At 63.4% G+C, this 21,829-nt stretch carries 18 protein-coding genes; 8 read left to right on the forward strand and 10 right to left on the reverse strand.

Annotated features, from left to right (window positions below; all coding sequences use genetic code 11):
• Positions 1–202 precede the first annotated feature (202 nt).
• The 3 genes from ACN0SO_RS08025 (at position 203) to ACN0SO_RS08035 (ending at position 6,193) form a co-directional block, all read left to right on the forward strand.
• Positions 203–4,363 (forward strand): peptidoglycan-binding protein, encoded by a 4,161-nt coding sequence (locus tag ACN0SO_RS08025; RefSeq protein ID WP_417676321.1) that lies wholly within the window; start codon positions 203–205, stop codon positions 4,361–4,363.
• A 124-nt stretch (positions 4,364–4,487) separates the two neighbouring features.
• Positions 4,488–5,417, forward strand: coding sequence for a sulfite exporter TauE/SafE family protein (locus ACN0SO_RS08030; RefSeq protein ID WP_417676323.1), 930 nt, complete (start codon positions 4,488–4,490; stop codon positions 5,415–5,417).
• Entirely contained in the window at positions 5,414–6,193 is a 780-nt protein-coding gene (locus tag ACN0SO_RS08035; RefSeq protein ID WP_417676325.1) for a TIGR02186 family protein, read from the forward strand. The genes ACN0SO_RS08030 and ACN0SO_RS08035 overlap by 4 nt, the downstream gene beginning before the upstream one ends.
• On the opposite strand, the gene ACN0SO_RS08040 is transcribed toward ACN0SO_RS08035, so the two are convergent.
• The 10 genes from ACN0SO_RS08040 to hutI all read right to left on the reverse strand — a co-directional run bounded on the left by ACN0SO_RS08040 (position 6,180) and on the right by hutI (position 17,027).
• Entirely contained in the window at positions 6,180–6,884 is a 705-nt protein-coding gene (locus ACN0SO_RS08040; RefSeq protein WP_417676327.1) for a TetR/AcrR family transcriptional regulator, read from the reverse strand. The genes ACN0SO_RS08035 and ACN0SO_RS08040 overlap by 14 nt on opposite strands.
• Positions 6,885–7,273: 389 nt before the next feature.
• On the reverse strand, positions 7,274–8,320 hold the full coding sequence (locus ACN0SO_RS08045; RefSeq protein ID WP_417676329.1) for an IS110 family transposase: 1,047 nt from the start codon (positions 8,318–8,320) through the stop codon (positions 7,274–7,276).
• 350 nt (positions 8,321–8,670) lie between these two features.
• Entirely contained in the window at positions 8,671–9,483 is an 813-nt protein-coding gene (locus ACN0SO_RS08050) for an amino acid ABC transporter ATP-binding protein (protein ID WP_417676331.1), read from the reverse strand.
• A 49-nt stretch (positions 9,484–9,532) separates the two neighbouring features.
• Positions 9,533–10,192, reverse strand: coding sequence for an amino acid ABC transporter permease (locus ACN0SO_RS08055; RefSeq protein WP_417676333.1), 660 nt, complete (start codon positions 10,190–10,192; stop codon positions 9,533–9,535).
• Positions 10,193–10,201: 9 nt separating this feature from the next.
• Positions 10,202–10,855 (reverse strand): amino acid ABC transporter permease, encoded by a 654-nt coding sequence (locus ACN0SO_RS08060; protein ID WP_417676335.1) that lies wholly within the window; start codon positions 10,853–10,855, stop codon positions 10,202–10,204.
• An 84-nt stretch (positions 10,856–10,939) separates the two neighbouring features.
• The gene (locus ACN0SO_RS08065; protein WP_417676337.1) at positions 10,940–11,758 is read right to left on the reverse strand and encodes a transporter substrate-binding domain-containing protein; all 819 of its coding nucleotides are present in this window, start codon (positions 11,756–11,758) and stop codon (positions 10,940–10,942) included.
• Between the two features lie 43 nt (positions 11,759–11,801).
• The gene (gene hutU, locus ACN0SO_RS08070) at positions 11,802–13,481 is read right to left on the reverse strand and encodes a urocanate hydratase (RefSeq protein WP_417676339.1); all 1,680 of its coding nucleotides are present in this window, start codon (positions 13,479–13,481) and stop codon (positions 11,802–11,804) included.
• Positions 13,482–13,495: 14 nt separating this feature from the next.
• The gene (gene hutG, locus ACN0SO_RS08075) at positions 13,496–14,320 is read right to left on the reverse strand and encodes an N-formylglutamate deformylase (protein WP_417676341.1); all 825 of its coding nucleotides are present in this window, start codon (positions 14,318–14,320) and stop codon (positions 13,496–13,498) included.
• Positions 14,317–15,864, reverse strand: a complete 1,548-nt coding sequence (gene hutH / locus ACN0SO_RS08080) for a histidine ammonia-lyase (RefSeq protein ID WP_417676343.1) — start codon at positions 15,862–15,864, stop codon at positions 14,317–14,319. Before hutH ends, hutG begins: the two co-directional genes overlap by 4 nt.
• Entirely contained in the window at positions 15,861–17,027 is a 1,167-nt protein-coding gene (gene hutI, locus ACN0SO_RS08085; RefSeq protein ID WP_417676425.1) for an imidazolonepropionase, read from the reverse strand. The genes hutH and hutI overlap by 4 nt, the downstream gene beginning before the upstream one ends.
• 119 nt (positions 17,028–17,146) lie before the next feature.
• Between hutI and ACN0SO_RS08090 the strand changes: the two genes are divergently transcribed.
• From ACN0SO_RS08090 to ACN0SO_RS08110, 5 genes are all read left to right on the forward strand, one after another.
• A complete protein-coding gene (locus ACN0SO_RS08090; protein ID WP_417676345.1) occupies positions 17,147–18,547 on the forward strand; it encodes a formimidoylglutamate deiminase in 1,401 nt (466 codons plus the stop codon).
• Complete coding sequence (locus ACN0SO_RS08095; RefSeq protein WP_417676347.1) at positions 18,544–19,245, forward strand: GntR family transcriptional regulator; 702 nt, start codon at positions 18,544–18,546, stop codon at positions 19,243–19,245. The genes ACN0SO_RS08090 and ACN0SO_RS08095 overlap by 4 nt, the downstream gene beginning before the upstream one ends.
• A gap of 129 nt (positions 19,246–19,374) precedes the next feature.
• Positions 19,375–20,694: an APC family permease gene (locus ACN0SO_RS08100; protein ID WP_417676349.1), complete on the forward strand. Its 1,320-nt coding sequence runs from the start codon at positions 19,375–19,377 to the stop codon at positions 20,692–20,694.
• A gap of 129 nt (positions 20,695–20,823) precedes the next feature.
• Positions 20,824–21,186: a hypothetical protein gene (locus ACN0SO_RS08105; protein ID WP_417676351.1), complete on the forward strand. Its 363-nt coding sequence runs from the start codon at positions 20,824–20,826 to the stop codon at positions 21,184–21,186.
• Positions 21,187–21,347: 161 nt separating this feature from the next.
• Positions 21,348–21,812: a DUF411 domain-containing protein gene (locus ACN0SO_RS08110; protein WP_417676353.1), complete on the forward strand. Its 465-nt coding sequence runs from the start codon at positions 21,348–21,350 to the stop codon at positions 21,810–21,812.
• Positions 21,813–21,829: the final 17 nt, after the last annotated feature.

Consider the following 21,829-nt stretch of genomic DNA (forward strand, 5'->3'; position numbering starts at 1 on the left):
AAATCGTGCCAGGTCGGGTTTTCGCTGCACTTTGCGGAGGGCTACTTCGACAGTTTTTGCATTTGGCTATTCCGATTAACGCCCTGTTTACCCTGAAGGGACAAAGATTCACCAATTGCTGCAATGCCTCTTGTACCTTGTTTTGGCGCAACGCAGCGCGTCTTTTTCAGCGGTCAGGAGACCGTCAGTTCAGGGTCAAGACATGCCGGGTTGGAAAAACCGCGATGCAGGACGCCGCGGGCATGAACGTTTCGAAACACAGGATCGGCGCGGGCGACCGCTGGACGATGAGTTCGAAGGTTCTGCCTCGAGACGGTCCCGTCGTGCGGATCTCGACAGGGTCGAGCGGCTGACCAGAACCGCAACCGCGCTCGGGCCGGGCCGTAGGGACTATTCCGACGGTGAGGACGAACTGGAAGCGGTCGCAGATGAACTCGACCGGCTGCTGGACACGCGTGAGCGTGGCGGGCGGCAAAGACCCGCAGACCGGGAACCCAGGCGCGAGAGGCCAGAAGAACGACTGGAACCCCGCCGGGGCCGGCGGGCAGAGGCGCCTCGCCCGAAGACCCGCCCGGGGCCCAAGCCGGTTGATCGTCTGGACGATGTGCTGGGAGCACTGGAGCGTCTGGACCGGCAGGTTCAGGGCCTGGCCGGCGATGCCGACCATGAAGACGATTACACCGATGGTTACGAGCGCGACATCGAGGAGCGTTACGAGGGCTCCCGTCAGGCTGCCTATGAGCCGGACGATTTCGACGACTTGGAGCCGGAAGACTATGACGAACGTCCGCGCCGCCAGCCGCGCAGGCGGTCCCGGCGCCGGTCTCCCGATCCGGCGATCCATATCTACCGGGACCTCGGCCGCCGGATCGAGGCCTTGCGCCAGCCGCAGGAAGAGGCCTATGGCCGGGTACGCGAGGAGCTGGGCTCCCTGAAGGATGCGCTCGGCGGTTACTCGCGCGGCACCCATGAACGGGTCGGCAAGCAGAATGCCGAACTGCGCCGTCTGGCCGACATGGTCGAGCGTCTGCGCGTGGACCGCGACGATGACCTTCTGGCGAAGGACATCCGCAAGGAAATTTCCGATCTGAAGGCCATGGTGGGCCGCACGAACGTGGAAGGCTCCCTGCAGACGCTCGAGCACGGCTACGCCCATATCCTGCAGCGCCTTGACGAATTGTCCCGCGCGACGGTCGATCCGCGCGCATTGCGCACTCTGGCCTCCCGGCTGAGCGAAATCGAGGAAGCTTTCGCCGCCCTGCCGCGCAGCGAGCATATCCTCGTGCTTCAGGACCGGATCGGCGACATCTCCGAACGCATGGAAGTGTTGCTCCAGCGCAAGAACCACGCGGATATAGAACCCCTGCGCACCGAGTTGCTGGAGGTGCGCCAGTTCATCGAACAGATCGACATCAAGGGCCTGGTCGAAGGCATCGACGACCGCATGCGTTTCGTCTCCAACCGTCTGGATGACCTGGAGCAACTGGCGCGCGAGCAAAAGGGACTGGATACCCGGCTCAGCGCCATGGAAGAGCGCATGCCGGCACCCGAAACCCTTATCCGCCTTCAAGGACGGCTCGAGGAAATCGTCGGAATGATCTCCGACGATCGGGCTTACGGCGAGGCAAACATCGACATCGACCGGGTCGACAACCGGCTCGATGAAATCGTCGGCCGCCTGGAGCGGATGGAACAGGCCGGACCCGCCGCGACGAATGACGGTGCCTATTCCGCCATTACAGACCGGCTCGATACCATCACGGGCAAGATCGAAGCGATCGAGAAAAAGGCCGACAAACCGGCCCCCATGCTCGACGCATCCGCATCGGGTGGCGGCATCGACACGAACGTCCTGTCGCAGCTGCAGGCGCGGCTGAACGTTCTGTCCGAGCAGCTGGAACAGCCCAGGGAAACCGTCACGACCGCGGATCTGGACAAATTGCGCGCGGAAATCGGCGCGATGCGGGAAAGCGTTGCCGCACCCGCTTCCTCCGAAGCTCTGGAGCAACGCATCAACGATCTGGCGCAGGCGATCCAGCAGGGCAGCACGGCACTGGACGAAAGCCGTCTGGAACAGCTGGGCGAGAAGGTCGCGGCCCTTGCCGAACAACTGGAAACCTCTTCGAACCGCAGCAGCGATATGTCGGATGTCGCCACCGCGCTGGCACGGATCGAAAACGGACTTCAGGAAACCCGGCGCGATGTCGTCGATATCGCGCAAAAGGCGGCCCGCGAAGCCGTCTCGGGTGCGCCTGCGGCCCGGTCAGCCGATTATGACGATGCGATCGAGGGTCTCCAGGGGGACCTGAAACGGCTATTGGATGCTGCTGAAGGCTCGGACGAGCGCACACGCAACACCTTCGATGGCGTTCAGGCGGTCCTCAGTTCCCTGACCGGGCGTCTGGAAAGCCTGGAGCGCTCCGGCGATGTCACCGGCCGGTCGCCCGGTTCGTTCCGGGCTTCGAAGCCCGGACGAGGTGCTGCTGAAGACATGGGCGCCCGCACCCCCGTGGATACCTCCAGGGAGCGTCCGTCGGACCGCGTTCGCGATCGCAAGGCGGATTTCATCGCCGCTGCCCGCCGGGCCGCTCATGCGGCATCCGAAGAAGCCGCGCAGCTGAAAGCCGAAGGCGCGATGTCCGCATCGTCCGCAGAGAAGGACGAAGATCGCAGCGAGGCGCGCATCGGTTGGCTGAAGAGCGCCCTGAAGCGTGGCCGGAAGAAGCAGGATCCCGCGGAAGAAGCCGAACCTGTTGCCAAAGAAACCGCGGAAGCCGCAAAATCTGCTCCGCCGAGCGGCGATCCGGGACGGGTGTTGCCGGGTGATCGTCCGGCGCCTGAGGATCCGCAGCCGTCCAGCGGCGGCCGCCGCCGTGCCCTGCTGTTCGCAGCCGCCGCCGTGGTCCTGGCGATCGGCACCCTTCAGGTGTTCAAGATGGCGATGGCCCCCGGGGCCGGCGACAATCAGGTTGCCGCGACGACCGAGGCGCCAGCACCGCAGGTGACGGCAGCCAAAGCGCCTGATGTGAAGACATCCGAGGTCAAGGCATCTGGGGCCGAGACATCTGGGGCCAAGACATCTGGGTTAGGGGCGCCGGCAACCGCGCCCGCGCAAACCGCGGGATTGCCGGACAAGAATGTCGAGGCGCCGCCGCGCACCGCCGAGGCGGAGCCGGTTCCTGGGCCGGTCGGCATGCCGAAGACCGGTTCGGAAAACAAGGATGCGATGGCGGATGGCCATGCCGACGGCAAGCCTGCGCCTGTCCGGGCCGCAACCGCTGAGCCGAAAACGCCATCTCAGGCGGCTTCCGCGCTTGCGTCGGCCCCTTCGATGGCTCCTGCCGAAAGCGGAGAAGAACTGGCTTTCGCGCCGCCCGCAGGCGTGAACAGCAGCTTCGGTGGCGAAAAAGTTCAACCGGAAACGAAATTCGAACCGGGCAAGGCCGGAACCAGGGCCGATACCCACCCGGCGAGCCTAGTGGCCAGCCTGCCTCCGGAAGCTGTCGGCCCCATGGCCCTGCGCAGCGCTGCGGCAAGCGGAAACGCGGCTGCCGAGTTCCTTGTCGGTGTGAAATACACCGAGGGCGACGGCGTGCCCGCGGATCTGGCGGAAGCTGCCAAATGGTACCAGAAGGCCGCCGATCAGGGCTTGGCTCCGGCCCAGTACCGCTTGGCGAGCCTTTACGAGAAAGGCCGCGGCGTTACCAAGGACCTCCAGAAGGCGAAGGACTGGTATCTCAAGGCGGCCGAGGCCGGCAACGCCAAGGCCATGCACAATCTGGCCGTGCTTTATGCGGAAGGCGCCGACGGCGCGCCGGACTTCACCCAGGCCGCCAAGTGGTTCGAGAGCGCCGCCATCTATGGCATCAAGGACAGCCTGTTCAATCTCGGCATTCTCTATGCCCGGGGCCTCGGGGTGGAGAAGGATCTGACCCAGAGCTACAAGTGGTTCGCGATTGCCGCAGAGCAGGGCGATCAGGATGCCGCCAAGAAGCGCGACGGTGTCGCCAATTCCCTCGACCAGGCAGGCCTGGCGAAAGCCCGGCTGGCGGTCGAGAACTTCAAGCTCAAGACGCCGGAGCCGGCGGCCAACAAGGTCGTGACGGATCCGGAATGGGCAGATGCGGGCATCGGGGCGACCAACGCAGCGGTAGGAGGCTCGGATCGCGTCGATTACACAGCGATGGTGCGCAAGGCACAGACCCAGCTCAACCAGCTCGGCTTCGATACGGGCACGCCGGATGGCGAGATGGGGCCGAGAACCCGCAGCGCGGTAAAGGCGTTCCAGCGAAGCCTCGGGCTCAAGGAAACCGGGGTCATTGACGCCGATTTGATCAAGGAACTGGACAGCCAGTCGATTTAGTTAAGTCAAATCGGCGGCGAACAAGTTTCACCGGTTGACAGATCTTCAAGGGACGGTCTTAAACCGGATGTGAAATCACCAGCAGCGCAGGCCGTTGCGCTGCGATGAACTCCGGCAGCCCATCGTGCAACTTTATCTGCCCATCGCCGAGATACCGGTCAATATCTTTGTCATATTCGGCATGGGCGGCGCCGTGGGGTTCCTGTCGGGCCTGTTCGGGATCGGCGGCGGGTTTCTGCTGACGCCGCTGCTGATCTTTTCCGGCATTCCGCCGGCGGTGTCGGTGGCCACGGTCACGACCCAGGTCGTTGCCTCGTCTGCCTCCGCGGTCATCAGCTATTGGCGACGCAAGGCCATCGATTTCAAACTGGCAATCATGCTTCTGGTCGGCGGCGTCAGCGGATCGTCCGTCGGCGTCATGCTGTTCGACCTGCTGCAGTCCCTCGGCCAGCTCGATCTCGTGATTTCGCTGTCCTATGTGACCTTCCTGGGCACCATCGGCGGCCTGATGCTGTTTGAATCGATCCGCGCCATCCGCCGGCGCAAGACCGGGGCGAAGATCACGGCGCGTCGACCGGGTCAGCACAACTGGATCCACGGCCTGCCGTTCAAGATGCGGTTCCGCCAGTCCAAGCTGTATGTCAGCGTGATCCCGGTTCTCGGGCTGGGCGCCATTATCGGGTTCCTCGGCACGGTTCTCGGTATCGGCGGCGGGTTCATGATGGTGCCGGCGCTGATCTATCTCCTGCGCGTGCCGACCTCGGTCGTCATCGGTACGTCCCTGTTCCAGATCCTGTTCACCATGTCGTCGGCCACGGTTCTGCACGCGGCCAGCACCCAGACTGTGGATATCGTGCTGGCCCTGACGCTGATGGTCGGCGGGGTGATCGGCGCCCAATTCGGCGCCCGCATGGGCCAGAACCTGCGCGGCGACCAGCTGCGCCTGCTTCTTGCCCTGCTGGTCCTCGGCGTGGGACTGCGCTTTGCCATAGATCTGCTGCTGACGCCGAAAGACCTTTACTCTATCGCGATCATTACGGGGGCAGGGTCATGATCCGCTATCTTGCCCTACTGGTCGCGGCAATTCTGGCCGGCCTTGCCTCCGGCAGGGCGCTTCACGCGGAGGAACTGGTCACGGCGCTTTCCTCCGACCTGGTGTCCATCCAGTCCAATTTTACCGGGACGGACATCGTCATTTTCGGGCAGGTGGCGCGCGATGTGAACAGCATCAGCCGGAGCGGGGACTATGATCTGGTCATCATCGTCGAGGGGCCGCCCCAGGAAGTCACAACCCGGCGCAAGGGGCGCTTCCTGGGGGTTTGGGTCAACCGCTACTACGAGACCTTCGAACACGTGCCTGCGTTCTACGCGCTGGTCAGCACGGCGAAGGTGAGCGAGCTCGGAACGAGGGAGTTGCTGGACCAATACCGGATCGGGCTCAATCACCTGAACCTTCCCATCGCCCGCCAGTCTTCCGTACCCCTGTCGGAGCGCGACGATTTCCGTCAGGCCTTCCTGCGCCTGCGCCAGCAGCAGGGGTTGTTTTCCGAACGCCCCGGGGAAATCGAGTTCTTGACCAGCACCATGTTCCGCACCAATGTCCCCCTGCCGGCCAATATTCCCGTGGGAACCTACAAGGTCAAAAGCTTCCTGCTGCATCAGGGGAGCCTGCTGTCGAAGACGGAAGCGAAGATGCATGTCGCCAAGACCGGTTTCGAGCAGGTGACCTTCAACCTGGCGCAGAAGATGCCGGTTGCCTATGGCCTCCTTGCCGTCTTCCTGGCGATATTCACCGGCTGGCTCGCCAGCATCATCTTCAAGAAGGACTGACGGTCCCGTAAGCGCCCTTCAGCCAGAGATCCGTCAGAAAGTCCGCGACCGCTTCCGGATCGTCCGCGAAATGCGCCAGGGCCGGTTCCTTGCGCAAGTGGATCTGGGTCAGGAACTCGTCGACCATGCCGCCAAGCGCATAGGCGACGGGCAGGGCCTCTTCCGGCGTGGATGCTTCTCCGTTTTCAGTCTTGTGTCGTGCGATCGCCATGGCCGTCCGCTCGTACCAGGACCGGTTCAGCTCCTGATAGGAGCGCGCGAAGGCCGTGCTCTCGCTGCCCATGTCGAACAGGCATTTCATCAGCGCGGCATTGTCGGCGAACAGCCGGGCATAGACGAGGCTCGTGCCCCGTACACGTTCCCGCGATCCCGGTTCCCCTCCACGCTGGGTGGAGAGCATCGCCCTGAGAAAAAGAGCGAAGTCCTCGATCAGGACATCCGTTGCTGCGCGGATGTCGTCGAAATAGCGATAGAAGGTGCCGTGGGCGACCTCCGCTGCGGCCGTCACGGAAGCGACTTTCAACTCGCGCCGGTCGATTCCGTCCGCCAGATGCTTCGCAAGACTGGCAAGCAGCCGGTTCCTGGTGCGATCGGTCTTGCGCTTCGCATCCTGCGCCCGGTTCGTCAGAACCGCTGCAAAACGAAGGTCGGTATTGTCCGACAGTGGGTATTCGGCAGTCCTGGCCTGCATGTGTCTATGCCACCTTCTTCTCCACTGCCGGTCGGGTCAGCTGTTTGCAATTGGGACCACTCGATATCCCCAAACTCGGTGTCATCCCAGCGCAGGCTGGGATCCATATGTGGACGGCCCCGTGGTTGCAAGGTTGAAGTTCTCAGGTGTTCCGGATCGCTTGCGGTCATATGTACGGCCTGCTTTGCGGCCGTTTTGCCGCTGGCCAAGATGGGTTCCGCAGCGGATGGGATCCAAACAGTACAGCGATATCGGCCTTGAAGCCGCCACTGGATCCCACGGTATTTCCCATCCGCCTCGGTTCGACCGAACACACCTTCTCATCTTCCCTTGCAAGTTCCTCTGTGGCGCCAGCCTGTCTTTGGCCGGGGCAAGTGTTTTGTCTATCGTCAGGCGAGCACCGGTTGCTCCTTCGGTGACCGCGGGTGATAGGTTTCGCCGCTGACCATCAGCTTCCAGGCGATGCGCGCCAGCTTGTTGGCGAGCGCGACGGCAGCCAGCTTATGGGGCTTGTGCGCGCACAGCTTGTCCAGCCAGGGCCAGAGGGTTTTCATCCGTCCCCGCCGCACTTGCAACAGGACCGCGCTTGCTCCGGCAACCAGTGTGGCGCGCAGCATCTCGTCCCCGGCGCGGGTGATCACACCGAGCCGGTTCTTGCCTGCCGTGGAATGGTTTTTCGGCGTCAGGCCGAGCCAGGCAGAGAAATCGCGCCCCGATTTGAAGGCTTGCGCATCGCACACCTTGATCGCCAGCAGGGTCGCGCCAACCGGACCAATGCCCGGGATGCCGGCCAGCCGCTGGCTGAGTTCATCGGCACGGTGGAGCTTCCGCAGCTTTGCATTGAGCTCGGCGATTTCCTCGTCGACCCGTGTGTAATCACGCACCAGCGTTTCGAACATATCCCGTGCCATCTCCGGCAGTGTCTCGTCCGCACGGATCTGATCAACAAGCCGGTTGATCTGGAACAGGCCCTTCGGGGCAACCAAACCGAACTCCGCTGCAAACCCACGGATCGAATTGGAAAGCTGTGTGCGCCGACCAAGGAACTGCGTGCGCAGCTTAGCCAGCATCTGCGCCGCCTGCTGCTCAGGGCTCTTGACGGCCACGAAGCTCTTGGCCAGCTTCGGACGGCTCATCGCCTCACAGATCGCTTCCGCGTCCGCCGCGTCCGATTTGCTCCGCTGCACATAGGGCTTGACGTATTGCGGCGGGATCAGCGCGACCTCATGCCCCAACTTCCGTAACTCCCGAGCCCAATAATGCGAGGCTCCACAGGCCTCAAGGCCCACCTGCGCCGGAGGCAACCCGGCAAAGAAGTCGAGAACCTGACGACGGCGAAGCCGCTTCCGCAACACCGGCTGCTCGCTAACGTCCACCCCATGCAGCTGAAAAACAGTCTTGGACGTATCCATACCAACTCGAATAATATCCCTCATGGACGGCTCCATAGTTTGAGATCGGTAACAACCTCATTCTGGCACATCGATGCCGTAGGGGCCGTCCACCCCAACAGTAATTCGCTGAATTCGCTTTTCTTTTCCACTCGCAAGCGACACCCCAACCGTCACCCCGGGCGAACGCAGTGAGACCCGGGGCCGACTCGTTTGCAGAGCCGTTTTTGTCCTGAGCAAAGCTGCGGCAAGCGGTTTTGCGAGTAGGCCCCGGATCTCCGCTGCGCTTTGTCCGGGGTGACAGCCCGTGTGTGGCGCAAGGCCATGCCTCGTCCGCGGGGATCGCTTATTGCCAAGCCAGATAGCAATGGATTTTCCCACCGATCCCCTCCGCCTCAGACCACGTTGCGTTCGCGGTAGGTCTGCAGGAACGAGCGGACGCGGGCATCGTCGGGCTCGCGGCCGAAGATCTCGGCGGGCGGGGCGCAGGTGACGAGGCGGCCGGCGTCCAAGAAGGCGACCCGATCGGCGACATGGGCGGCAAAGCCCATCTCGTGGGTGACGACCACCATGGTCATGCCCTCCGCCGCCATTTCCTTCATGACGGCGAGCACCTCGCCGACCAGTTCCGGATCGAGCGCCGAGGTCGGCTCGTCGAACAGCATCACCCTTGGTTCCATGGCAATGGCGCGGGCGATCGCCACGCGCTGCTGCTGACCGCCGGAGAGGTTGGCCGGATAGCTCTGCGCCTTGTCGGACAGATGCACCTTTTTCAGCGCGGCCTCGGCCTTCTCGCGGGCCGCGGCCTTGCCTATCCCCTTCACCTGGATCAGCGCCTCGGCGACGTTTTCCAGCGCCGTCATGTGCGGCCACAGATTGAACTGCTGGAACACCATGCCGATGTGCTGGCGCTGCTTGCGCAAGGTGCCGGAAGACCGGGCCTTGCGGGGCGAGACATCTTCCTGCCAACCGATGAGTTCGCCGTCGAGGCGGACCTCGCCGGTGTCATAGGCTTCCAGGAAGTTCAGGCAGCGCAAAAGCGTGCTCTTGCCCGAGCCGGACGGCCCGATCAGGCACAGCACCTCGGAGCGGTTGACGTCCAGGGTGACGTCGCGCAGGGCGACGAAGTCGTCGAAGGACTTGCCCATGTTGCGCACCGTGATGATCGGTTCGCCGGCGCCATTGGTGTTCGGTGTCGTGTCGGCCATGGTCAGATCAGATCCCGTTTGTTCATCAGACGCGTTTTCAGGCGCGTTTTCAGGCGCGTTTCAGGTGGCGCGTCACCCGCGCCTCGACCCGGCCGCCCAGCCAGTTGGTGCCGATCACCATCAGCCAGTAGAACAGCGACAGCACCAGGAAGGGTTCGACATAGGTGAAGGTTTCCGCCGCCATGGTCTGGGTCTCGTAGAGCAGCTCCGGCACGGTGACAACGGAAAGGATCGCGGTTTCCTTGGTCAGGATGATGAAGAAGTTGGTGAGCGGCGGCGTGATCGGCACCAGCATCTGCGGCAGGACGATCCGGCGCAGGATGGTGACTTCGGACAGGCCGACGCAGCGGGCCGCCTCGACTTGTCCTTTTGGGACCGCGTTGAAGCCGGAGCGGAAGATCTCCGAGAAATAGGGGCTACCGTAGACGACGAAGCTCAGGATGCCCGCCTGGAGCGGGGACAGCACCAGTCCGAGGTAGGGGCCGCCGTAATAGAGGATGAAGAGCTGGATCATGAACGGCGTGCCGCGGATCACCTCCACATAGGCGTAGATCACCCAACGCACCGGCGCGATGCTCCAGCGGTAGAGGCAGGCGATCACGAAGCCGAGCACAAGCCCGCCCAGCGAGCCGGCCGCCCAGCACAGGATGGTGACGCCGAAACCGCGGATCAGGGCCGGTCCGTAGCGGACGAAGAGATCAAGTTCCATTACCCGCCCTCACCCGGCCTGAAGCCGTTTTTCGGCCAGCCGGCCGAGACCGGAAATGACCAGGTTGATCAGGAAATAGATCGCGGCCGCCGCGATGTAGATCTCCAGCGGCCGGTAGGTCTGGCCGGTGATGTTCTGGGAGATCCGGGTCAGCTCGCCAATGCCGACGACCGAGGCCAGCGAGGACACCTTGACCAGGAGAATGAGTTCGTTGACCAGCGACGGCAGGCCGATGCGGACCGCCTGGGGCACCAGGATGCGCTTCCACAGGGAAAAAGTCGGGATGCCCAGCGCATGGGCGGCTTCCGTCTGGCCGGCGGGAATGGCCCGCAGCGCGCCGCGCAGGATCTCCGCCGTATAGGCGGCCGAACACAGGCCGACGGCCAGGATGGCGGCGGCGATCGCCGGCAGGTCGAGGCCCACATAGGGCAGCATGTAATAGGCCATCAGCAACTGCACGAGCAGCGGCACGCCGCGAAAGAAGGAAATGTAGAGGGCCGCCAGATTGGCGAACAGCGGATTTTTCGAAATCCGCGCCGCGCACAGGAACACGCCCCAGGTGACGCTGATCGCCATTCCGGCGACCGAGATCAGCAGGGTCCAGCGGGCCGCGGCCAGAAGGTAAGGCAGATTGTGCCAGATGACGTCGAAGGAAAAATTCACGCCTTCGCTCTCCGCTTTTACGATGCGGGCACTATGACAGTGAAAAGCCCGGCAGGGGATCCCCCGCCGGGCTCCGTTGTCAGGTTACTTGACGTCGGGCATGGAGGTCGGCAGGTCCGGAGCGGTGCCGAGCCACTTTTCGTTGATCGCCTTGAGGCGGCCGTCCTCATGCATCTTGAGGATGGCGTCGTTGATGGCGGCGATCAGCGTCTTGCTGTCTTCGCCACCGGTGCCGACCCAGCCGAAGTATTTCGGATCGCCGAAGGGCGGCATCACCATTTCGAACAGGCCCGGACGCTGCACGGAGGCATAGCCCATCAGCGGCATGGAGTTGGCGACCGCTTGAATGCGGCCGGCGGCGAGGTCTGCGAGGGCTTCGTCGATATTGACGTATTCACGCACGTCAGCCGGCGGGTTGAGGGTCGCGGAAAAGGCCTTCAGCTGTTCCAGCTGGGCAGAGCCCTTCTGGGAACCGACCGCCTTGCCGGCAATGTCTTCCGGCTTGGAAATGCTGTCGTCGCCGGCCTTCTTGGCAAGGGCCACGGTCGCATTGCCGATCGGCAGGGTGAAGTTGTAGCGCTTCATGCGTTCGGCGGTGATGGTGACCGGTGCGTTGACGAAGTCGAACTTGCCGGCTTCCAGGCCCGGCAGGATCGACTGCCAGGGCAGATCGAGGAACTCGACCTCGACGCCCAGTTCCTTGGCGACTTCGGTGAAGAGGTCGTGGCAGATGCCTTCGTACTTGCCGTCGACCAGAAGGTCGAACGGTGCGTAGTGCATCTCGGTGGCAGCGGTGATCTTGCCCTTTGCCTTGATGTCGGCGAGCTGATCCGCGTGGGCGGCACCGGCCAGTCCGAGGCTGACGCCGACGACGGCTGCAAATCCAATCAGTTTCGATTTCATGTGAGCTGTTCTCCTGTTGTCCGGTTAGGTCTTGTCGTTCTTGTTATTCTGCGGGACCGAGGATCCCGGGAAGGTTCAAGTGATGGTCCTTTGCACAGTCAATTGCGATCTGATAACCGGCGTCCGCGTGGCGCATGACCCCGCTCGCGGGGTCGTTCCACAGCACGCGGGCAATCCGTTCATCAGCTTCTTTCGTGCCATCGCAGCAGATCACCATGCCGGAATGCTGGGAGAAGCCCATGCCGACACCGCCACCGTGATGGAGCGAAACCCAGGTTGCGCCGGAGGCGCAGTTCAATAGCGCGTTCAGGAGCGGCCAGTCGGAGACCGCGTCCGATCCGTCCTGCATGGCCTCCGTCTCCCGGTTGGGGGAGGCGACCGAGCCGGAATCCAGATGGTCGCGGCCGATTACGACCGGCGCCTTCAATTCGCCGGTGCGCACCATTTCGTTGAAGGCAAGCCCGAGACGATCGCGCTGACCGAGACCGACCCAGCAGATCCGCGCCGGAAGGCCCTGGAAGGCAATCCGTTCGCGCGCCATGTCGAGCCAGTTGTGCAGGTGTTCGTCATCGGGGATGAGCTCCTTCACCTTGGCATCGGTCTTGTAGATATCCTCCGGGTCGCCGGAAAGCGCGCACCAGCGGAACGGCCCGATGCCCTTGCAGAACAGCGGACGGATGTAGGCGGGCACGAAGCCGGGGAAGGCGAAGGCGTTCTCGAAACCCTCGTCCTTGGCGACCTGACGGATGTTGTTGCCGTAGTCCAGGGTCGGAATGCCCCGGTTCCAGAAGGCGACCATGGCTTCCACATGCTCGCGCATGGAGGCGCGCGCCGCCTTTTCCACCGCCTTCGGATCGCTCTCGCGTTTGGCGCGCCATTCGCCCAGCGTCCAGCCCTTGGGCAGATAGCCGTTGATCGGATCGTGGGCGGAGGTCTGGTCGGTGACGATATCGGGATGAATGCCGCGGGCGACCAGCTCCGGAAAGATGTCGGCGGCATTGCCGAGGAGGCCGACGGACTTTGCCTCGCCCGCCTTTGTCCAGGCGTCAATCATCGCCAGCGCCTCATCAAGGGAGGTGGCCTTCTCGTCGACATAACGGGTGCGCAGGCGGAAATCGATGCGGGTCTCGTCGCATTCCACGGCCAGGCAGCAGGCACCCGCCATGACGGCGGCCAGCGGCTGTGCGCCGCCCATGCCGCCGAGACCGGCGGTCAGTATCCACTTGCCCTTGAGGTTGCCGTCGTAATGCTGACGGCCCGCCTCGGCGAAGGTCTCATAGGTGCCCTGGACGATGCCCTGGGTGCCGATATAGATCCAGGAGCCGGCGGTCATCTGGCCGTACATGGCCAGGCCCTTCTTATCCAGCTCGTTGAAATGATCCCAGGTCGCCCAGTGCGGCACCAGGTTGGAATTGGCGATCAGGACCCGCGGCGCATCCTTGTGGGTCTTGAAAACGCCGACCGGCTTGCCGGACTGGACCAGCAGCGTCTCGGTCTCTTCCAGGCTCTTCAGCGCGGCAACGATCCGGTCGAAGTCGTCCCATGTGCGCGCCGCTCGGCCGATGCCGCCGTAGACGACCAGCTCATGCGGGTTTTCCGCCACGTCCGGATGCAGGTTATTCATCAGCATCCGCAATGGTGCTTCGGTCAGCCATGACCTGGCGTTCAGCTCCGTTCCGGTCGGCGGAAACACGTCGCGGGTGTTGTGGCGGCGGTCAGCCATGGAAGTTCCTCCGGTCATCTTGTTGTTTCCTTACCGCCGGTCTTCGGGAGATTGCCGGCGACCCGGGCGAGTTCGTCCAGCATTTCCTTCAGATGCACCCGAAGCCGCTCCGCCTTGTCCATGTCATAGGCAAAGGGCGCCGCTTCGGTTGAAAGATGGGTCGATTGGGCGAGTTCCATCTGGATGGCGTGAACGCCGGTTTCCGGGCGGCCGTAATGGCGCGTTGTCCAGCCGCCCTTGAAGCGGCCGTTGAGAACGCTGGTGTAGCCGTCCGCCGCCCTGGCGCGGGCGACGATCGCAGCTTCGACGGCCGGCGCGCAGGTGGTGCCGCCATTGGTGCCGATATTGAAATCCGGCAGCGTGCCCTCGAACAGAAAGGGCACGAGCGAGCGGATCGAATGGCAGTCGTAAAGGATCGCGACGCCGTGCAGCTCCCTCACCCGCTCGATCTCGGCGGCAAGCGCCTGGTGATAGGCGGCGTGCCAGGTTTTCCGGCGCTGCTCAATCTCGTCAGCCGACGGTTCTTCGCCGTCCAGATAGATCGGCCGACCGTCGAAATCGGTCACCGGGCAGAGCGAGGTGGTATTCTGCCCCGGATAGAGGCTGACGCCTTCCGGGTCCCGGTTGGCGTCGATGACATAGCGGTGGAAGGTGGCGCAGACCATGGTCGCGCCGGGCAGCAGGTTGGAATAGAGCCGGTCCACATGCCAGTCGGTGTCGGCGATGGCGAGACCCGTTTCGTTCAGCCGGGCGCGGATGTCGTCGGGGATGAAGGTGCCCGCGTGGGGCACGCCGAGAATGACCGGGCTGTCGCCGGCAAAGATCTCGACGGGCTTCATGACGGCCATCCAATGTCGAGCAGCTTGTCTTTTGACGCTGCCGCCGCAACGGCGCCGGAGGAGACAAGACCGGCGGCCCATTTGATGTCGGGCGCCAGATAGCGGTCGGTTTCGAGCGGTGCCACGTCCTGACGCAGGCGATCGATCACATCCTGCAGCGGTGCGCTGGTCTTCAGCGGCGCACGGCATTCGATGCCGAGCGAGGCGCAGAGCAGTTCCACCCCAAGGATATTGGCGAGATTGGCGTTCATCCGTCCGAGCCGGCGCGCGCCGTGAGCCGCCATGGAGACATGGTCTTCCTGGTTGGCGCTGGTCGGCGTGGAATCGGTCGAGCAGGGATGGGCCAGGTGCTTGTTCTCGCTCATCAGGGCGGCCGTGGTCACTTCCGCGATCATCAGGCCGGAATTCAGCCCCGGGTCCATGGCAAGGAACGGCGGCAGGTCGAAGGAGAGCGTCGGGTCGACCATCAGCGCGACGCGCCTCTGGGCAATCGAACCGATCTCGGCCAGGGCAAGGGCGATCTGGTCGGCGGCAAAGGCGACCGGTTCGGCGTGGAAGTTGCCGCCGGAGACGATCCGGTCCGCCTCGGTCAGGACCAGCGGATTGTCGGTCGCCGCATTGGCCTCGATTTCCAGCGTCCGGCCGGCCATGCGCAGAAGGTCGACGCAAGCGCCGACGACCTGGGGCTGGCAGCGGATGCAGTAGGGATCCTGGACCCGGCAGTCGCCGTCCCGGTGGCTTTCGCGGATTTCCGAGCCCTGCATCAGCTCACGCATGGCGGCCGCGACCTCGATCTGGCCGCGATGGCCGCGCAGGGCGTGGATTTCCGGCAGGAGCGGCGCGGTGGAGCCCATGATGGCGTCGGTCGAAAGCGACGATGTCACCAGGCAGGCCTGCGCCAGGGCCCAGCCGTCGAACAGGCCGGCAAGCGCGTAGGCGGTCGAGAACTGGGTGCCGTTGATGAGGCCGAGGCCTTCCTTGGGTCCGAGCACCACCGGTTCGAGACCGGCCTTTTTCAGGGCTTCCGCGCCGGGCAGACGCTCGCCGTCGAAATCCGCCTCGCCTTCGCCGATCATCACGGCGGTCATATGGGCGAGCGGGGCCAGATCGCCGGAAGCGCCGACCGAGCCCTGAGACGGAACGACCGGCCGGACGCCCTTTGCCAGCATGTCCTCGATCAGCTCTAAGATTTCCCAGCGCACGCCGGAGGCGCCGCGCGACAAAGACAGCAGCTTCAGCACCATCATCAGCCGGACGACCGCAGCCTCGGTCTCATCGCCCACGCCGGAACAATGGGACAGGATCAGGTTGCGCTGGAGGGTGGCCGTGTCCTTCGGTGCGATCTTGACGCTGGCGAGCTTGCCGAAGCCGGTGTTGACGCCATAGACCGCCTCGGAGCCGAGTGCCGCCTGCCGGACACGCTCCGCCGCCGCGTCGATGGCGGGTTTCGCCGCGCGGTCGATCGTGACCGGAACTGCGGATCGATAGACCTTCTCCAGGTCTTCCAGCGTGACGGCACCGGGAATGAGAACAATGCCGGTCATGCGGCACCTCCGAAAATGCGCCGGTTGAGCGGATTGAAGCCGATCCTGTAGCTGAGTTCGGCGGGGTGTTCGACATCCCAGACGGCCAGGTCGGCCCGTTTTCCGGCACTCAGGGTACCACAATCATCAAGGCCAAGCGCCTGCGCCGCATTGCGGGTCGCTCCGGCCAGCGCCTCTTCCGGGGTCATGCGGAACAGGGTGCAGGCCATGTTCATGGTGAGCAGCAGGGACGTGAGCGGCGAGGAACCGGGATTGCAGTCGGTCGCAACCGCCATCGGCACGCCGTGTTTCCGGAACAGATCGACCGGCGGCAGTTGAGTTTCGCGCAGCGTATAAAACGCGCCGGGCAGGATGACAGCGACGGAACCGCTTTCGGCCATCGCCTTCACGCCGACTTCGTCAAGATATTCCAGATGGTCGGCGGACAGGGCGCCGTAACGGGCCGCCAACGCCGCACCACCCAGATTGGACAACTGTTCGGCGTGAAGCTTGACCGGCAGGCCCAGATCCTTCGCGAGATCGAACACCCGGCCGATCTGCTCCGGTGAAAACGCAATGCCCTCGCAGAAGCCATCGACCGCATCAACCAGGCTTTCCGCATGGGCTGCCTTCAGCGCCGGCAGGCAGACCTCGGACAGATACCGGTCCGGCTCGTCCTTGAATTCGGCCGGGATCGCGTGGGCGCCGAGGAAACTGGTCTTCACCCGTACCGGGCGTTGTTCGCCGACCTTGCGGGCGACCCGCAGCATGCGCAGTTCCGTCTCGATATCGAGACCGTAGCCGGACTTGATCTCCAGCACGGTGATGCCTTCGGCAAGGAGCGCATCGACCCGTTTCAGGGCGTCGACCAGGAGTTCAGCTTCGCCGGCCTCACGGGTTGCCCGCACGGTGGAGACGATGCCGCCGCCGGCGCGGGCGACTTCCTCGTAGCTTGCGCCTTCAAGACGCATCTCGAACTCGCGGGCACGGTTGCCGCCAAAGACCACATGGGTGTGGCAATCGATCAGGCCCGGCGTCACCAGGCGTCCGCCGAGATCTTCCGCAGGCAGGTTCGAAAATCCGGGGGGCAGGTCCGCTGCCGGTCCGCACCAGGCAATTTTGCCTGACTCTATCACCAGTGCACCGTGCTCGATCAGGCCGTAGGCAGCGCCTTCCGGCTCCATGGTGGCAAGCTTGGCGTTGGTGAGGAGAGTTGCCGACACGGTCCATTCCAGGGCTTGATTAAATTGTGATATAAGAGATTATGCATGCACATATTAACCTGTCAACGCGGATGAATGCCATGCAGACGCTTTCCGGTTTCCCTGCCCCCGCGCGCTGCCAGACCCTTTTCGCGGACACGGCCCTGACGCCTTCGGGCTGGCGGGAGAACGTGCGCGTGGTGATCGGTCCGGACGGCAGGATCGCAGACGTCTCGGAAGGCGCGGCACCGGAAGGCACCCGCGTCGGAACGCTGCTTCCCGCCCCGGTCAACCTGCACAGCCACGCCTTTCAGCGCGCCATGGCCGGCATGAGCGAGCGGCGCGGCTCCGAAAGCCGCGACACGTTTTGGACCTGGCGGCAGATCATGTTCCGCTTCCTTGACGTATTGACCCCGGAGGACATCGAGGCGATCGCCGCCTTCGTGCAGATGGAAATACTGGAGGCGGGCTACGCGGCCGTAGCCGAGTTCCACTACGTCCACCACCAGCCCGGCGGCACGCCTTATGACAACATCGCCGAACTGTCGGAGCGGATCGCTTCAGCGAGTGATGCGACCGGCATAGGCCTGACCCTGCTGCCGGTGCTCTACAGCCAGGGCGGCTGCGACGGCCGGCCGCTCGGCGACGGACAGATCCGCTTCGGCAATGATTTCGACCGGTTCGCGAGGCTGCACGAGGTAGCGGCAAAGACGATCGCAACGCTTCCCGGCGATGCCCGGATCGGCGTCGCGCCCCACTCGCTGCGCGCCGTGACACGGGACGACCTCGCCCGCTGCGTGGAGCTTGCCGGCACCGCACCGCTGCACATGCATCTCGCCGAACAGGTGAAGGAAGTCGAGGAGGTCGAGGCCGCCTATGGAAAGCGCCCCGTGGACTGGCTGCTTGACACGCATGATGTCACGGAGAACTGGTGCCTGATCCACTGCACCCAGATGACCGCTCGAGAGACCTCCGGTCTGGCCGCGACAGGCGCGGTCGCGGGCCTTTGCCCCATCACCGAATCGAGCCTCGGCGACGGTATATTCGACGGCGTGAATTATCTCGCAGCCAACGGCAGGTTCGGCATAGGCTCAGACTCCAATATCCGGATTTCGCTCTCCGAAGAGCTGCGCACCTTCGAATACTCCCAGCGCCTGCGCGACAAATGCCGCGCCAGCGTCGCCACACCGGAAAACTCCACAGGGCGGGTGCTTTACGAAACCGTCCTGACGGGCGGGGCCCAGGCGGCGGGCCGTACCTCGGGCGCCCTCGCGCCCGGCCAATTTGCCGATCTGCTCGCTCTCGACCCCGCCGCACTGGATCTCGACGGCACCAAGGGCGACGAAATCCTCGACACCTGGATCTTTGCCGGCGACGACCGGATGGTTTCCGATGTCTGGTCCGCGGGGCGGCACGTGGTCGCCGGGGGGCGACATCGCGACGGAGAAGCGATAAGAGACCGCTACCGCTCAACCATGCGGGGATTGAGGGAGAAACTTTGACACTTCGCGAAGCCAATTCCTGGATACTGATCCGGGAGGAACTCCTGCGCCGGATCCACGACCGGATCTGGAAGCCGGGCGATCTCATTCCGGGCGAGGCGGAGCTGGCGGAGGAATTCGGCTGCGCCCGCACCACGGTCAACCGGGCGCTCCGGGATCTGGCGGAGACGGGCCTGGTCACCCGGCGGCGCAAGGCCGGCACGCGGATCGCCGTCAATCCGCCGCACAAGGCGACCCTGACCATTCCCATCGTGCGCGAGGAAGTCGAGGCGCGCGGCGCCACCTATCGGCACGCCGTGCTGGAACGGGAGATCCGCAAACTGCCGCCGCATCTGGGCGGCGCCTTCCGCCTGGCCGACGGTGCCGACGTCCTGTTCCTGCGCAGCATGCATTATGCGGACGATCAGCCGTTCATCTACGAGGAACGCTACACCAACCTTTCCGCGGTGCCTTCAATGGCGGAAACCGAGTTCAAGGATATCAGCGCCAACGAGTGGCTGGTCCAGACCGCGCCCTATACCGGCGGCGACATGGTGTTCTTTGCAGCCAATGCGGACGAGACCTTGAGCACCCATTTCGGCGCCCCGGTCGGCACCGCGCTGTTCGTGGTCGAACGCACCACCTGGAATGGAGACGAACCGATCACCCATGTGCGCATGACCTACGCACCGGGCTACCGCATGCGCACCAGCCTTTAGAGCCTGAACCGCGAAGCGTACCCACGCCCGCTCCACAGGACCCGATCAGGAAATTTCCTCCGATTCCGGGGAACAAACCGGCCGGACCCTCGTTATAACAGGTAGACCGGTTTTAACGGGGGACCAAGGGTGAGCAAAGAGTACAAGGAAAACAGCATCACACTGCCCGGCGCGATTTCGATGGGAACCGGGGTCATGATCGGCGCTGGTATTTTCGCGCTGACGGGCCAGATCGCCGAACTGGCAGGTCCCTGGTTTCCCCTATCCTTCATCGCCGGCGCGGTGGTCACCGCCTTCAGCGCCTACACCTACATCAAGATGTCGAATGCGTTTCCTTCGGCTGGCGGGATCGCCATGATCCTGCAAAAAGCATACGGTCCGTCGACGGTCGCCGCGGGCGCGGCGCTGCTGATGGCGCTATCGATGGTCATCAACGAGAGCCTCGTCGCACGAACCTTTGCCAGCTATGTCTTGCGCGGCCTTGATGTCGGCCAGTCTGAAGTCCTGATCCCGATTCTCGGGGTGGGCCTGATCGTCTTTGCCTATCTGGTCAATGTGGCGGGCAACAAGTCGGTCGGGCTGTTCTCGGTGGTGATGGCGGTCATCAAGGTCGCCGGTATCGGCCTTTTCGGTGCTGCAGCCTTATGGGCTTCCGGCATTTCCTTCAAGGCCACCGGGACGGGCGACGACTTCGGGATTGCCGGATTTGTCGCATCCATCGCGCTGTCGATCCTGGCTTTCAAGGGCTTCACAACGATTACCAACAGCGGTGCGGAGATCACCGAACCGCATCGCAATGTGGGCCGGGCCATCGTCATATCGATCTGCATCTGCGTGGTCGTCTATCTCCTGGTCGCACTGGCCGTCGGCTCTTCGCTGAGCCTCGACAAGATCATCCAGACCAAAAACTATTCGCTGGCAGAGGCCGCGGAACCGGCCCTGGGATCCATCGGGTTTTACCTGACCGTTCTCCTGGCCATCGTTGCGACCGCATCCGGACTGATCGCCAGCATTTTTGCCGTTTCGCGCATGCTGGCCATGCTGACCGACATGAAACTGATCCCGCACAGCCATTTCGGCATGCCGGGCAGGATCCGCGACCATACGCTCGTCTACACCGTGGTGATTGCCGCGTTGCTGACGGTTTTTTTCGACCTCAGCCGGATCGCATCCCTCGGCGCGTTTTTCTATCTCGTCATGGATATCCTTATCCACTGGGGCGTGTTTCGCGCGCTGCGTCGGGAAATCGATGCGTCGGGCTGGATCATGATCTGCGCGATCGTCTTCGATCTCGTCGTTCTTGCGGCCCTTGCAATTCTCAAATGGCAACAGGACCCGCTCATCGTTTATGCAGCGGCGATCGGTATGGCCCTCGTTTTCATTTTCGAATACTGGTTCCTGTCCCGTGCCGGCCCGCCTCCCGAACACGAACACCACGGAAACCATTAGGGTACGGATCCTTTAGAGGCGCGCGGGAAAATCCGCTTGACCTTCCACCTGCTGGAACCCTGATCTAGTATCCGACCTCTTCGGGGAAGGCGGCTGGAAAAACCGGTCCGCGGAAGCTATCAGTTACAAATGCGCAGATTTTTGATCGCACTTCTGATCCTTGTCGTTGCCGGCATGCATTCCATGGCGGCACAGGGACCTGCATTTGCATCGCCGCTCTCCGTCGCTACCGATGCGCAGCAGGCCGGCAACACGAAGCAGACGATCAAACCCGCGTCCGACAATGGCCATGAGGCCATGAGCTGCTGCAAGAAATTGTCCGGGTCGAAGGGATCGCTGGACGGGTCATCCTGCCCTATGGATTGCCTGGGCCTGATCGTGACGGTTCCGATGCCTCTCACCGGACTATCGGAAACCGCCGAAGAACATTCGAAATACAGGCATCACCCGATCGTTCTTTACGGAAATGATCCGCCCCCAATAGCAGCCTGACATCCTTGCGGTTCCTGCCGGCATAACGATGCCGGCTGTCGATTTGTCTCCGTTTTCGCAGCGACGCGCCAAGGCCTGAATGCATCGGCCTGCGTGCCCGTCATGCACCGCTCCACGGGATAAATCACACTCTTTGATTCAATCAAGCGAGACGCTGAAAAATGACCAGAACACATCTCTTTGCAGCCGCAATTCTTGCCGGCTCCCTGTTCTCCATGCCGGTTCACGCCGGAGACGAAAACACCATAACGGTCTTCAAGTCCCCCTGGTGCGGATGCTGCAAGATCTGGACGGATGCCGTGGAGAAAGCCGGCTACAAGGTCATCATACAGGACATGGAAGACCTGACCGCGATCAAGAAACAGGCCGGCATCCCGGACGACATGGAAGCCTGTCACACCGCGGTGATGGGCAATGGCACGAAATATGTCCTAGAGGGACATGTGCCGCTGGAAGCGATCGACAAGATGATGAGCGAACGGCCCGACATACGCGGCCTGGCTGTGCCCGGCATGCCGAGCGGGTCGCTTGGCATGGGCTATGACAAGGACGCGAAATACACGGTTTACGCCCTTGGTCAGACGGTTTCGGAAAGCCCCAAACCTTATTATCAGGCCGGCCAGTAACGGCGGGTGGGCGAGCC

The organism is Roseibium sp., assembly GCF_048260565.1.
Classification (GTDB): Bacteria; Pseudomonadota; Alphaproteobacteria; order Rhizobiales; family Stappiaceae; genus Roseibium.

What these genes read in the sequence shown, in the direction of transcription:
- ACN0SO_RS08055 (WP_417676333.1), bottom strand. Translation starts at nt 10,192, where the DNA reads ATGGAACTTGATCTCTTCGTCCGCTACGGACCGGCCCTGATCCGCGGT.
- ACN0SO_RS08105 (WP_417676351.1), top strand. Translation starts at nt 20,824, where the DNA reads ATGCGCAGATTTTTGATCGCACTTCTGATCCTTGTCGTTGCCGGCATG.
- ACN0SO_RS08090 (WP_417676345.1), top strand. Translation starts at nt 17,147, where the DNA reads ATGCAGACGCTTTCCGGTTTCCCTGCCCCCGCGCGCTGCCAGACCCTT.
- ACN0SO_RS08065 (WP_417676337.1), bottom strand. Translation starts at nt 11,758, where the DNA reads ATGAAATCGAAACTGATTGGATTTGCAGCCGTCGTCGGCGTCAGCCTC.
- ACN0SO_RS08110 (WP_417676353.1), top strand. Translation starts at nt 21,348, where the DNA reads ATGACCAGAACACATCTCTTTGCAGCCGCAATTCTTGCCGGCTCCCTG.
- ACN0SO_RS08035 (WP_417676325.1), top strand. Translation starts at nt 5,414, where the DNA reads ATGATCCGCTATCTTGCCCTACTGGTCGCGGCAATTCTGGCCGGCCTT.
- hutG (WP_417676341.1), bottom strand. Translation starts at nt 14,320, where the DNA reads ATGAAGCCCGTCGAGATCTTTGCCGGCGACAGCCCGGTCATTCTCGGC.
- ACN0SO_RS08050 (WP_417676331.1), bottom strand. Translation starts at nt 9,483, where the DNA reads ATGGCCGACACGACACCGAACACCAATGGCGCCGGCGAACCGATCATC.
- ACN0SO_RS08025 (WP_417676321.1), top strand. Translation starts at nt 203, where the DNA reads ATGCCGGGTTGGAAAAACCGCGATGCAGGACGCCGCGGGCATGAACGT.
- hutH (WP_417676343.1), bottom strand. Translation starts at nt 15,864, where the DNA reads ATGACCGGCATTGTTCTCATTCCCGGTGCCGTCACGCTGGAAGACCTG.
- hutI (WP_417676425.1), bottom strand. Translation starts at nt 17,027, where the DNA reads ATGGAGCCGGAAGGCGCTGCCTACGGCCTGATCGAGCACGGTGCACTG.
- ACN0SO_RS08040 (WP_417676327.1), bottom strand. Translation starts at nt 6,884, where the DNA reads ATGCAGGCCAGGACTGCCGAATACCCACTGTCGGACAATACCGACCTT.
- hutU (WP_417676339.1), bottom strand. Translation starts at nt 13,481, where the DNA reads ATGGCTGACCGCCGCCACAACACCCGCGACGTGTTTCCGCCGACCGGA.
- ACN0SO_RS08045 (WP_417676329.1), bottom strand. Translation starts at nt 8,320, where the DNA reads ATGAGGGATATTATTCGAGTTGGTATGGATACGTCCAAGACTGTTTTT.